8 protein-coding genes are annotated in these 12848 nt (G+C 65.9%); 4 read left to right on the top strand and 4 right to left on the bottom strand.

Going from position 1 to position 12848, the window contains the following annotated elements:
- The first annotated feature begins 1 nt into the window (after nucleotide 1).
- Nucleotides 2–2233, top strand: a complete 2232-nt coding sequence (gene ligA, locus PSV33_RS09660; protein ID WP_300561018.1) for an NAD-dependent DNA ligase LigA — start codon at nucleotides 2–4, stop codon at nucleotides 2231–2233.
- Between the two features lie 5 nt (nucleotides 2234–2238).
- On the opposite strand, the gene PSV33_RS09655 is transcribed toward ligA, so the two are convergent.
- A complete protein-coding gene (locus tag PSV33_RS09655; protein ID WP_300561016.1) occupies nucleotides 2239–2688 on the bottom strand; it encodes a YbaN family protein in 450 nt (149 codons plus the stop codon).
- Nucleotides 2689–2803: 115 nt separating this feature from the next.
- Here PSV33_RS09655 and def point away from each other — a divergent pair, with 115 nt between their 5' ends.
- Complete coding sequence (gene def / locus PSV33_RS09650) at nucleotides 2804–3343, top strand: peptide deformylase (RefSeq protein ID WP_300561014.1); 540 nt, start codon at nucleotides 2804–2806, stop codon at nucleotides 3341–3343.
- An 18-nt stretch (nucleotides 3344–3361) separates the two neighbouring features.
- On the opposite strand, the gene PSV33_RS09645 is transcribed toward def, so the two are convergent.
- The 3 genes from PSV33_RS09645 to map all read right to left on the bottom strand — a co-directional run bounded on the left by PSV33_RS09645 (nucleotide 3362) and on the right by map (nucleotide 7670).
- On the bottom strand, nucleotides 3362–3892 hold the full coding sequence (locus tag PSV33_RS09645; RefSeq protein WP_300561013.1) for an OmpA family protein: 531 nt from the start codon (nucleotides 3890–3892) through the stop codon (nucleotides 3362–3364).
- A 226-nt stretch (nucleotides 3893–4118) separates the two neighbouring features.
- On the bottom strand, nucleotides 4119–6761 hold the full coding sequence (locus PSV33_RS09640) for a [protein-PII] uridylyltransferase (protein ID WP_300561012.1): 2643 nt from the start codon (nucleotides 6759–6761) through the stop codon (nucleotides 4119–4121).
- Nucleotides 6762–6806: 45 nt separating this feature from the next.
- Nucleotides 6807–7670: a type I methionyl aminopeptidase gene (gene map / locus PSV33_RS09635; RefSeq protein ID WP_300561011.1), complete on the bottom strand. Its 864-nt coding sequence runs from the start codon at nucleotides 7668–7670 to the stop codon at nucleotides 6807–6809.
- 153 nt (nucleotides 7671–7823) lie between these two features.
- Here map and purL point away from each other — a divergent pair, with 153 nt between their 5' ends.
- Together purL and PSV33_RS09625 are read left to right on the top strand one after the other, a co-directional pair.
- A complete protein-coding gene (gene purL / locus PSV33_RS09630; protein ID WP_300561010.1) occupies nucleotides 7824–11882 on the top strand; it encodes a phosphoribosylformylglycinamidine synthase in 4059 nt (1352 codons plus the stop codon).
- Nucleotides 11883–12005: 123 nt separating this feature from the next.
- Nucleotides 12006–12836, top strand: a complete 831-nt coding sequence (locus tag PSV33_RS09625; protein ID WP_300561009.1) for a DUF2189 domain-containing protein — start codon at nucleotides 12006–12008, stop codon at nucleotides 12834–12836.
- Nucleotides 12837–12848: the final 12 nt, after the last annotated feature.

The raw sequence follows: 12848 nt of genomic DNA, 5'->3' as shown, positions 1-12848 counted from the left end.
GATGGCCACCCCTGACCTGTTTGCGTCGCCCGGGGCGACGCCTGCCGAGCGTATGGCCCAGTTGCGCGCCCAGTTGCACCAGCACGCCCACCTTTATTACGTGCTGGACGAACCCAGCATTCCCGATGCGGAGTACGACCGCCTGTTCCAGGAGCTGCAGGCGCTGGAGGCTGCACACCCGGAACTGGCCAGCCCGGATTCACCCACCGCACGCGTGGGCGGCAAGGCGCTGGACCAGTTTGCCAGCGTGCGCCATGCGGTGCCCATGCTGAGCATACGCACGGAGACCGACACCGAGGCGAGCGGTGCGCAGAACTTCGACACCCGCGTGCGCAAGGAACTTGGCCTGGGGGAAGGCGATCCGCCGGTGGAATACGTGGCCGAACTCAAGTTCGACGGCCTGGCGATCAACCTGCGTTACGAGCATGGCGTGCTGGTGCAGGCGGCAACACGCGGCGACGGAGAAACCGGCGAGGACGTGACGCAGAACATCCGCACCATCCGGCAGATCCCGCTCAGGATTGACGCCCCCACGCTCCCCGCTGCGCGTGGTTCGCTGCACCCCGAGGGGGCACTGCGCCTACGGCCCGGCGTAGCCGGTTCCGTGACCCTTGCTGGCGAAGACGACAACCCAACAGTGCCTGGTTCGCTGGGTTTTCCGCCGGCCTTTTCTATCCCTGCGGTACTTGAGGTGCGCGGTGAGGTCTACATGCGACGCGACGATTTCGAGTCGCTCAACGAGAAGCAGCGCGAAAAAATCGCCAAGGGTGCCAAGGGCGAAAAAACCTTTGTGAACCCGCGCAATGCCGCCGCCGGCGCCGTGCGCCAGCTGGACCCGGCGATTGCCGCACAGCGCCCGCTGAGCTTTTTTGCCTACGGCGTCGGCGAAGTCGCGCCGCCGGAAGCAGGCGGGCCGGATTTCGACACCCACTTCCAGTTGCTGCTAACCCTGAAATCATGGGGTTTTCCGGTTGCAGCCCAGACACAGACTGCGCAAGGCGCTTCTGAATTGATAGCATTTCACGAGAAGATGGGGCGCGAACGCGACCAGCTGCCCTACGACATCGACGGCGTGGTTTACAAGGTCAACAGCCTGGCATTGCAGAAAAAGCTCGGTTTTGTAACGCGCGAGCCGCGCTGGGCCGTGGCGCACAAATACCCCGCCCAGGAGCAGATGACCACGGTGCTGGCGATCGACGTGCAGGTGGGCCGCACCGGAAAACTCACGCCGGTGGCCAAGCTGGCGCCGGTGTTTGTCGGCGGCGTGACGGTGACCAACGCCACGCTGCACAACGAGGACGAAGCCAGGCGCAAGGACGTGCGTATCGGCGACACGGTGATCGTGCGCCGCGCCGGCGACGTGATTCCCGAGGTGGTCAGCGTGCTGCTGGACAAACGCACGCAGGACGCGCCGCAATTCACCATGCCGCGCACCTGCCCGGTCTGCGGCTCGGCCGCCGTGCGGGAAGAGGGCGAAGCCGACTATCGCTGCACCGGCGGCCTGTTCTGCGGTGCGCAGCGCAAGGAGGCCATCCTGCATTACGCGCACCGCCGCGCGGTCGAAGTCGAGGGACTCGGTGACAAACTCGTCGAGCAGCTGGTGGATGCCGGCGTGGTCCGTACCCTGCCGGACCTCTACAAGCTGGGCCTGACGGCGCTGGCCGGCCTGGAGCGCATGGCCGACAAGTCCGCGCAAAACCTGTTGCAGGCGCTCGAAAAATCCAAGTCAACGACCCTGCCGCGTTTCCTGTTCGGCCTGGGCATCCGCCATGTCGGCGAAGCCACGGCCAAGGAGCTGGCGCGCCATTTCGGCAAGCTCGACGCGGTCATGGACGCGAGCGAAGCGCAACTGCTCGAGGTCAGCGATGTCGGCCCCATCGTCGCCCAGAGCATTCGCACCTTCTTCGACCAGCCGCACAACCGTGAAGTGGTGGAGCAACTGCGCGCCTGTGGCGTCCACTGGCCGGAGGGCGAGCCGGCGGCGCGTGCGCCGCAGCCGCTGTCGGGCAAGACCTTTGTCATCACCGGCACGCTGCCTGCGCTGAGCCGCGATGAGGCCAAGGACAGGGTCGAGGCGGCGGGCGGCAAGGTGGCCGGCTCGGTCAGCAAAAAAACCGATTACGTGGTCGCCGGCACGGAGGCGGGCAGCAAGCTGACCAAGGCGCAGGCGCTGGGCGTGGCCGTCATCGACGAGGCGGCCCTGCTGGCAATGCTCGCCGCTCCTGCGGCCTGACACCTTCAAGTCTCTGGTGGCGCAGCGTCTGCGTTGAGGTGTTCGGGCCGGCGCCACAGCCAGATCAGCACGCCCGCCATGCAGCCAATGGCAAGCAGGGCTATCCAGCGGTGCGGCAGCACCACCAGCATGAAGGCGGCGCTCGCGCTCATGACCACCGTGGCCGTCCATTTGGCGCGCCGGCGTACCACGCCGCCGCGGCGCCACTCGACCAGCATGGGCCCGAACGCGGCGTGGCTTTCCAGCCAGGCCAGCAAGCGCGGCGAACTCCGGGCAGCCGCCCAGGCCGACAGCAGGACAAAGGGCACAGTCGGCAACACCGGCACAAAGATGCCGATCACACCCAGGGTCAGGCTCAGCAGCGCCAGCACCAGCAAGGCCCAGCGCGTCACCAGGGGAAGCGGGGTGGCGGGTTCAGAGGGAAGCTCAGGCTGGCGGCTGGAGGGTTCGGGCATGTCCCATTTTGCCGTGTCGCAAGCGACCGGCGCGCCCGGAGCGGCTGAAACGTCTCGCCTTCGTTCGTGGTTTCTGTATGCTTGCTGTTTCGACGACAGAGCACACAGGAATTTCATGACCGTACGCGACATTCTCAAGATGGGTGACCCGCGCCTGTTGCGGGTGGCCCAACCCGTGACCGGCTTCGACACCGACGCGCTGCACCTGCTGGTGGCCGACATGTTCGAGACCATGCGCGCCGTCAACGGCGCCGGCCTGGCCGCGCCGCAGATCGGTGTGGACCTGCAACTGGTGATTTTCGGCACCGATGCCGTCAACCCCCGTTACCCGGATGCGCCCCTGGTGCCGCGCACGGTGCTGCTCAACCCGGTCATCACGCCCCTGTCGGACGAGGAAGAAAACGGCTGGGAGGGCTGCCTGTCGGTGCCCGGCCTGCGCGGCGTGGTGCCGCGCTTCTCACGCATCCACTACACCGGTTTTGACCCCTATGGCGACCCGGTTGACCGGACGGTGGACGGTTTTCACGCCCGTGTGGTGCAGCATGAATGTGACCACCTGATGGGTGTGCTGTACCCGATGCGCATCCGCGATTTCACGCAGTTCGGGTTCACCGAAGTGCTGTTTCCGGGCCTGGATGCGTCTGAAGACGATTGAGTCTTCCCGCCCGTGGTTTCAGCCTGCCTGGGCGGCCGGGCGGTCGGCCGGCAGGCGTGCCTTGCCGCCTGAACCGAACACCGAGTGCCACCAGGCGGCAGAACCCTCGGGCGGCACCGGCGGTGTGCTGGCCACCCGGGTGTCCAGGTAGTCCAGCGTGACACGGCGGCGGTACTGCGCGACCTCCTCACCGGCCAGCTCGATCAGTGGCCGCGCCGCGCCCCGGCTCTGGATGAGCACCTGCCGGCGTCCGGCGCCGGCCTTGATCAGCGCCGAGCGCACCGCCATGGCACGTCGGTCGCCCATCAACCAGAAAAAGCGGTGGCTGCCGGTGCCGTAGCTGTGGCCGGACACAAGCACCCGCTGCTCGGGACGCCCGGTCAGCCACGCCGCATGAGCGGCCAGCAGGTCGCCATAACTCTCGGGCACCAACCAGTTGTCGGGTTCAAAAAAGACCTGGCGGGCCAGGGGTCGGCCCTCGTTGTCGCACTCGCCCGAGGCGTGCAACTGCTGCTCACGGGTCAACAGGGTGTGGGTCTGGGCATGCATGGCAAGCTCCTTGGAGTGAAATGTCCGGGTGCCGGAGCGGCAGCGTTGGCCTCCTGCTTGCCGATCCGCAGTGCGTTCATTGTCTGCTTCTGAGAGCCCACCACAAGGCTTGAATAGTGATCATGTGTAACATGAAAAACATCGTCTAACTTATTGATTTAAATAAGTAAATACAATTATTTTCAGAAGACTTGAAGACCGGAGTTCTGCAGTTCCGCCAAGACCCTCAGGCAGCCAGGGCTTCGAGCAGTTCGGTCTCGATGGCGATCTGCGCCTTGTTGTGCTGCAGTTCCGGCCCGTCGATCAGGAAGGTGTCCTCCACCCGTTCACCCAGGGTGGTGACCTTGGCCAGTTGCAGGTTGATGCGGTGGCGGGCCAGTACGCGCGCAATGGAATACAGCAGGCCGACCCGGTCGCTGGCCGACACACTGAGCAGCCAGCGCTGGGCTTTTTCGTCGGGCCGCAGGTCCACGCGCGGCGTGACCGGAAAACTCTTGACGCGGCGCGACACCCGGCCTTTGCCCGGCGGTGGCAGCGGGCCGTTTTCCTCGATCGCCCGGTCGAGGTCGGCTTCGACCATGGCCACCAGTTCGCGGTAGTGGTCGGCCAGTGTCGGGCTGACGACCTGGAAGGTATCGAGGGCGTAGCCGGTGGAGCCTTTGGTGGGCTTGGCGGTGTGAATTTTCGCGTCGAGAATGCTGAAACCGGCTTCCTCGAAATAACCGCAGATGCGGGCAAACAGGTCGGGCGCGTCAGGCGTGTACACCAGCACCTGCAGGCCTTCGCCCGCGGCCGAACGGCGCGCCCGCACGATGCATTTGGCCGTGCCCACATGGCGCGACAGGTGACGCGCATGCCAGGCAATGTCGCCGGCCTCATGGCGCATGAAGTAGCTGACGTCCAGCGAGTCCCACAGGGCCTTGTGTGCCTCGAAAGGCTCGGCATGCAGGGCCAGGATGGTCAGGGCCTCGCGTTTGCGGGCCTCGACCTCGGCGTCCGCATCGGGCGCACGTCCGCCCAGCACGCGCAGCGTGTAGCGGTACAGGTCCTCGAGCAGCTTGCCTTTCCAGGCATTCCACACCTTGGGGCTGGTGCCACGGATGTCGGCCACCGTGAGCAGGTAAAGCGCCGTCAGGTAGCGCTCGTTGCCGACGCGCCGGGCAAAACCGGCAATGACCTGCGGATCGCTCAGGTCTTCCTTCTGCGCAATGCGGCTCATGGTCAGGTGTTCCCCGACCAGGAACTCGATCAGTTTCGCGTCTTCGGTGGCGATGCCGTGCTGGCGGCAAAACACCCGCACGTCCTTGCAGCCGAGCTCGGAATGGTCGCCGCCCCGGCCCTTGGCGATGTCATGGAAGAGGGCGGCAACGTACAGGATCCAGGGCTTGTCCCAGCCAGCCGCCAGTTGCGAACAGGCGGGGTATTCATGCGCGTGTTCGGCCATGAAAAAGCGCCGCACATTGCGCAGCACCATCAGGATGTGCTGGTCCACCGTGTAGACGTGGAACAGGTCGTGCTGCATCTGCCCGACGATCTGGCGGAACACCCACAGGTAGCGGCCCAGCACGGAAGTCTGGTTCATCAGGCGCATGGCATGGGTGATGCCGGTGGGCTGCTGCATGATCTGGCGGAAGGTGTCGCGGTTGACCGGGTCGCGCCTGAAGCGCGCGTCCATCACGCCGCGGGCGTTGTACAGCGCGCGCAGGGTGCGGGCCGACAGTCCCTTGACGCCCACCGTGGTCTGGTAGACCAGAAAGGTCTCGAGGATGGCGTGCGGGTTGGTCAGGTACAGGTCGTCGCTGGCCACCTCGATCATGCCGGCCTTGTTCAGGAAACGCTCGTTGATCGGCTGCGGCGCCTGCCCGCTGGGATGGAGCCGCTCCTCGATGTTGAGCAGCAGGATCTGGTTGAGCTGGGTCACCGCTTTGGCGGCCCAGTAAAAACGCTTCATCAGGGCCTCGCTGGCGCGCGAAACCACCCGTCCGCTGTCGCTGTCGGTCACCGTCGCATAACCAAAGGACTCGGCCACCACGGTCTGCAGGTCAAACACCAGGCGGTCCTCGCGCCGGCCGGCCAGCAGGTGCAGGCGGGCGCGTATCAGGCTCAGCAGGGCTTCATTGGCCTTGATCTGGCGAACCTCGAAGGCCGTGGCCAGACCGTTGCGCTCCAGGTCGTCCCAGGACTTGCCCAACCCGGCCGCGCGCGCCACCCAGAGAATGACCTGCAGGTCGCGCAGGCCGCCCGGGGACTCCTTGCAGTTGGGCTCCAGGGAGTAGGGCGTGTCTTCGAACTTGTTGTGGCGCTGGCGCTGCTCCAGCGTCTTGGCCACAAAAAACGCCTGCGGGTCCATCACCCGGTCGAGTTCGCTGACCAGGGCTGAAAAAATCTTGGTGGAGCCAGCCACCAGGCGCGCTTCCAGCAGCGAGGTCTGCACCGTCACATCCTTGGCGGCTTCCTCCGCGCAGTCCTTCACCGTGCGCACGCTCGAGCCGATCTCCAGCCCGCTGTCCCAGCAGGCGCCTATGAAATTTTCAATCTTGCTTTTCAGCGCCGGGTTGCCCTCCACCTGGGAGTCATCGCGCAGCAGCAGCAGCACATCGACGTCCGAGTGCGGAAACAGCTCACCACGGCCAAAACCACCGACGGCCACCAGCGCGCAGCCGACCGGAAAATCAGCGCGCTGCCAGAGCTGGCGCAGGGTGGCATCGGTGTGCCGGGCCAGCCGGCGCAACAGGCTGTGAATGCCGCGTGTGGCGGCGCCGCTGCCGGCCAGCGAGGCCAGCAGCGCATGTTTGCCGCCGCGGTACTGCTCACGCAGCTGGGCCGCTCCAGTGGGGGCGGGCAGGGCGGGCGACAGCGCGGAAGGCATGGGCAGCAGGCGCTGTGGGCGCGGGAGGGCGCGGGCGCCGCCGGCTCAGGCGGCCGACTCGGCGGTCGAGCGGGCCTCGGCAGCCTTCGCCGGCGTCGCCTGCGGCACGAAGTCCGGGATGGCCGGGCTGCCGGCCGACAGGGTCAGCACTTCATAACCGGTTTCGGTCACCAGGATCGTGTGCTCCCACTGCGCCGACAGCGAGTGGTCGCGCGTGACAATGGTCCAGCCGTCTTTTTCGGGGCCGTCCTTGATGTCGCGTTTGCCGGCGTTGATCATGGGCTCGATCGTGAAGGTCATGCCGGGCTTGAGCTCTTCCAGCGTGCCGGGCCGGCCATAGTGCAGCACCTGCGGCTCTTCGTGGAAGCGCTTGCCGATGCCATGACCGCAGAACTCGCGCACGATCGTGAAGCCCTGCTTTTCCGCAAAGGTCTGGATCGCATGCCCGATGTCACCCAGCCGGGCGCCGGGTTTGACGCGCATGATGCCGTGCCACATGGCCTCGTAGGTGACATGGCACAGGCGCCGGGCCGCAATCGAGACGTCGCCGATCATGTACATGCGGCTGTTGTCGCCGTACCAGCCGTCTTTCGTGATCACGGTGACATCGATGTTCATGATGTCGCCCTTTTTCAGCGGCTTGTCATTGGGAATGCCGTGGCAGACCACGTGGTTCAGCGATGTGCACAACGACGCCGGGTAGGGCGGGTAACCGGGCGGCTGGTAGCCGAGCGTGGCCGAAACCGTGCCCTGCACGTTGACCATGTAGTCGTTGGCGAGTTTGTCGATTTCCCGGGTGGTGACACCGGCCTTCACGAAGGGCGTCAGGTAGTCCAGCACCTCGGAAGCCAGTTTGCAGGCCACCCGCATGCCCTCGATACCTGCGGCGTCTTTGTACGTAATACTCATGCCGCGATTATCCCACTTGGGCTCCAGAAGGGCAGGCGCAGCGGCCATCGCTGATAAAATTCAGGGTTAACCAGCACCCCGGCAGGCCTGCAGCGCTGCCAAACCCCCCGGCAGGACCTGCGTTCTGCCGACAACCACAAGGCCACCGCCACCGTGACCCTGCACCTGACGACTTTTGAGGGCCAAGCCCACGGGATCAGCGCCCTGAGCGAGTTCCGCGTCCAGCAACTGCTTCCCCGCCTGCAGGCCCTTGCGCCCGCCATCAGCGGCCTCAGCGCCCGATTTGTACACCTGGTGGCCACCGACAGCCCGCCGGACGAGGCGCTCAAGGCCCGCCTGGCCGCGCTGCTCAGTTACGGCGAGCCGGCAGCGCCTGCCGATGCGGACAGCCTGCTCTTCATTGTCTCGCCGCGTTTCGGCACGGTCTCGCCCTGGGCGTCCAAGGCCACCGACATCGCCCACAACTGCGGCCTGGCCATCAAGCGCATCGAACGATTCACCGAGTACCGGCTGACGCTCAAATCCGGCTCCTTCAGCAAAAATGCCCTCAGCGAGGTCCAGCGCGAGCAGGTCGCCGCCTTGCTGCACGACCGCATGACGGAAAGCGTGATGACCAGCCGCGAACAGGCCGCCGGCCTGTTCACCGAGCTGCAGGGCGCGCCGCTGCAAACCATTGACGTGCTGGCCGGCGGCCAGGCCGCACTGGAAGCGGCCAACAGCAAATTCGGCCTGGCGCTGGCGGCTGATGAAATCGACTACCTGGTGAATGCCTTCACCGGCTTGCAGCGCAACCCGACCGATGTGGAGCTGATGATGTTCGCGCAGGCCAACAGCGAACACTGCCGCCACAAGATCTTCAACGCCGACTTCACGATCGACGGTGTGGCGCAGGACAAGAGCCTGTTCGGCATGATCCGCAACACCGAGAAGCTGCACCCGCAACACACGGTGGTGGCCTACTCGGACAACGCCTCGGTCATGGAAGGCCTGCCGGTCCAGCGATTTTATGCCAAATCAGCCTCCAGCCCAGCAGGGGCGGGCGCCACCAGCTACCAAAGTTATAGCACCACGAACGACGTCTTGACCCATGTGCTGATGAAGGTCGAGACCCACAACCACCCGACGGCGATCTCGCCCTTCCCCGGCGCCTCCACCGGCGCCGGCGGCGAGATCCGCGACGAAGGTGCCACCGGCCGCGGCTCCCGGCCCAAGGCCGGCCTGACCGGTTTTACCGTGTCGCGCCTGTTTGACAACAGTTTCGGCAAGCCCGAGCACATTGCCAGCCCGCTGCAGATCATGACCGAGGGTCCGCTGGGCGGCGCTGCCTTCAACAACGAGTTTGGCCGGCCGAATCTGGCCGGCTACTTCCGCGAGTACGAACAGACCGTGGGCGGCCAGCGCTGGGGTTATCACAAGCCCATCATGATTGCCGGCGGCGTTGGCACGATTGACGCGCAGCTGACGAAAAAAATCCTGTTCCCGGCCGGCACCCTGCTGATCCAGCTCGGCGGCCCCGGCATGCGTATCGGCATGGGCGGCAGCGCCGCCAGTTCCATGGCCTCGGGCGCCAATGCGGCGCAACTCGACTTCGACTCGGTGCAGCGCGGCAACCCCGAAATCGAGCGGCGTGCGCAAGAGGTCATCAACCAGTGCGCCCAGCTCGGCAGCGCCAACCCGATCCTGGCCATCCACGATGTGGGCGCGGGCGGCCTGTCCAATGCCTTCCCCGAACTGGTCAACGACGCCGGGCGTGGTGCACGTTTTGACCTGCGCGCCGTGCCGCTGGAAGAAAGCGGCCTGTCGCCCAAGGAAATCTGGAGCAACGAAAGCCAGGAACGCTACGTGATGGCGATTGCGCCGGCGTCGCTGCCGCTGTTCCAGGCCTTTTGTGAACGCGAGCGCTGTCCGTTTGCGGTGATTGGTGTGGCCACCGAAGAGAAACAGCTGGTGCTCTCGGATGCGGCTCAGGCCGCTCCGGTGGATATGCCCATGAACGTGTTGCTGGGCAAACCGCCGAAAATGCTGCGCGATGTCAAAAGTGTGGCACACACGATCAAACCCCTGGTTCTGACAGGCGTCGACCTGCAGAAAAGCGTGATCGACGTCCTGAGCCACCCCACCGTGGCCTCCAAACGTTTCCTGATCACCATCGGCGACCGCACCGTGGGCGGCCTGACGCACCGCGACCAGATGGTCGGGCCCTGGCAGGTGCCGGTGGCCGACTGCGCGGTGACCTTGGCCGATTACGCCGGTTTTGCCGGCGAAGCCATGAGCATGGGCGAACGCACGCCGCTGGCCGTTGTCAATGCCGCTGCTTCAGGCCGCATGGCGGTCGCCGAAGCCATCACCAACCTGCTGGCTGCGCCGATCGAGTTGCCACGGGTCAAGCTCTCTGCCAACTGGATGGCGGCCTGCGGCGAGCCCGGCCAGGACGCTGCGCTCTATGAAACCGTCAAGGCGGTCGGCATGGCGTTGTGCCCGGCGCTGGGCGTGTCGATTCCGGTCGGCAAGGATTCGCTGTCCATGCGCACGGTCTGGTCCGACGACGGCGCCAGCAGGAAGGTCACCTCGCCCGTGTCGCTGATCGTGAGCGCGTTTGCGACGCTGGCCGATGTGCGCGGCACGCTGACACCGCAGTTGAATGCCGGAGAAGCGGATACCACGCTGATCCTGATCGACCTGGGCCGCGGCCAGAACCGCATGGGCGGCTCCATCCTGGCGCAGACGCTGGACCTCGAAGACGGCGCGGTGCCCGACCTCGACGAACCGCAAGACCTGGTGAACCTGGTCCACGCCATCAATACCCTTCGCGCCCAGGGCCAGCTGCTGGCCTACCACGACCGCAGCGACGGCGGCCTGCTGGCCACGGTTTGCGAAATGGCTTTTGCCGGCCATGTGGGCGTGTCGCTCAACATCGACATGCTGCTGCTCGAAGGCGACGGCATCTCCGACAGCCGCATGGACACCGGCGACAGCAAGAACTGGGCGTCGCAGGTGGGCGCGCGCCGCGAAGAGCTCACGCTCAAGGCGCTGTTCAACGAAGAGCTGGGGGTCGTGATCCAGGTGCGGACCGAAACCCGCAATGCCGTGATGCAGACCCTGCGCGAGCATGGCCTCTCGAAATTCAGCCACTTCATCGGCAAGACCCGTCCGCAGCATGCCTCGCTCGACGTGGGCAAGGGCGAGATCCAGGTCTGGCGTGACACCAAGGCGGTCTTCAGCGCCAAACTGCAGGACCTGCACCAGGTCTGGGACGCGGTGAGCTGGAAGATCAACCAGCAGCGCGACAACCCGGCTTGTGCCGATGCCGAACATGCCGCCGCCGGCGACCCCCTGGACCCCGGTTTACACATGGTCCTGAAGTCAAATCAGGCTCCAGCCACCGTCCCATCTGCGCAAGCAGCTCCTGAATCGATAGCAAACCCGGCCGGTCCCGCCTTGCTGCTGGCACGTCCCAAAGTCGCGATCCTGCGCGAGCAGGGCGTCAACTCCCATGTCGAGATGGCCTACGCCTTCACCCAGGCCGGCTTCGAGGCCTTCGACGTGCACATGACCGACCTGCAGACCGGCCGCGCGCAGCTGGCCGACTTCACCGGCGTGGTGGCCTGCGGCGGTTTCAGCTACGGCGACACCCTGGGCGCCGGCATCGGCTGGGCCCGTTCCATCACCTTCAACCCGCTGCTGTCAGACCAGTTCCAGGCGTTTTTCGGTCGCCCCGACACCTTTGGTCTGGGCGTGTGCAACGGTTGCCAGATGTTTGCCGAGCTGGCCGACATCATTCCTGGCGCCCAGGCCTGGCCGCGTTTCACCACCAACCGCAGCGAGCGTTTCGAAGCGCGCCTGAGCCAGGTCGAGGTGCTCGATTCACCCAGCCTGTTCTTCGCCGGCATGGCCGGTGACCGGCTGCCGATCGCCGTCGCGCACGGCGAGGGTTACGCCAACTTTGCCCACCGTGGTGATGCAACCCAAGTGATGGCCGCGATGCGTTTCACCGACCACCACGGCCGGCCGACCGAAGCCTACCCGGCCAACCCCAACGGCAGCACCGGCGGCCTGACGGCGGTAACCACCGCGGACGGCCGCTTCACCGCCATGATGCCGCACCCCGAGCGTGTGTTCCGTAACGTGCAGATGAGCTGGACGAACCAGGACATCAGCGCGCCCAGCCCCTGGATGCAGCTCTGGCACAACGCCAGAAAATGGGTCAAATAGGCCTGTAGCCCTTGTTGGTCGTGCGCAGACAGCTATTTAAAAGAGAGCATGACAGCAGGCCACACCCGGCTCGCCCCGGGTTGGCCCTGATGCGCGGGGGCAGGGCACGCGGTTCAATGCCGCATGAACGCCTCCGCCCATCCCCCCGAGCCCATCCCCGCCGCACCAGCTGAACCGCCAGCGCCGCAGGTTCGCGTGTTGCAGCCGCTGCACCTGGGTGACCCCGTGCGCTGGCTGCGCGCCGGCTGGGGCGACCTGGTGGCGGCGCGCGGCATCGCCCTGTTTTACGGCATCTGTTTCTGGCTCATGGCCGTGGTGCTGGGCGCGGTGTTTCGCAACCTGCCGCAGTACACCATGTCTTTTGTGTCGGGCTGTTTTCTGGTCGGCCCCTTCCTGGCCATGGGCCTGTACGAGGCCAGCCGGCGCCGCGAGCAAGGGTTGCCGCAGAGTCTGGGCGCCTCGCTGACCTGCTGGGATCAACACCTGGGCAGCATGGGCATGCTGGTGCTGGTGGTGATGCTGCTGGAGCTGCTGTGGGGCCGGGCCTCGCTGGTGGTTTTTGCCGTGTTTTTCAACACCGGCATGCCGAGCACGGCCGGCGTGCTGAAGGCGGTGTTCAACCCCCAGAACTGGCAGTTCATCGCGGTGTACACCGTGGTCGGTGGTGTTTTCGCCGGCCTGGTGTTTTCCACCTGCGTGGTGTCCATCCCGATGATTCTGGACCGCGACACCGATGCCATCACCGCCGGCATTGCCAGCATCCAGGTGGTGGCAGGGCGCACCGGCCCCATGCTGGTCTGGGGCGCGTTGATCGTGGGGCTGGTCCTGGGTGCGATGCTGCTGCCCTGGGCGCTGGGCCTGCTGGTGATCGGCCCCTGGCTGGGCCATGCCAGCTGGCATGCCTACCGCGGCAGCTTCACCTGGGAGGCGCCAGCGCCCGTCACACCCGCCTGACGCGGGCTGCCC

It is taken from the genome of Polaromonas sp. (assembly GCF_029945895.1).
GTDB lineage: Bacteria > Pseudomonadota > Gammaproteobacteria > Burkholderiales > Burkholderiaceae_C > Polaromonas.
This window is presented reverse-complemented; position numbering and strand designations above follow the sequence as displayed.

Coding starts and splice junctions, on each gene's coding strand:
- ligA (WP_300561018.1), top strand. CDS start 2: ATGGCCACCCCTGACCTGTTTGCGTCGCCCGGGGCGACGCCTGCCGAG.
- PSV33_RS09655 (WP_300561016.1), bottom strand. CDS start 2,688: ATGCCCGAACCCTCCAGCCGCCAGCCTGAGCTTCCCTCTGAACCCGCC.
- def (WP_300561014.1), top strand. CDS start 2,804: ATGACCGTACGCGACATTCTCAAGATGGGTGACCCGCGCCTGTTGCGG.
- PSV33_RS09645 (WP_300561013.1), bottom strand. CDS start 3,892: ATGCATGCCCAGACCCACACCCTGTTGACCCGTGAGCAGCAGTTGCAC.
- PSV33_RS09640 (WP_300561012.1), bottom strand. CDS start 6,761: ATGCCTTCCGCGCTGTCGCCCGCCCTGCCCGCCCCCACTGGAGCGGCC.
- map (WP_300561011.1), bottom strand. CDS start 7,670: ATGAGTATTACGTACAAAGACGCCGCAGGTATCGAGGGCATGCGGGTG.
- PSV33_RS09625 (WP_300561009.1), top strand. CDS start 12,006: ATGAACGCCTCCGCCCATCCCCCCGAGCCCATCCCCGCCGCACCAGCT.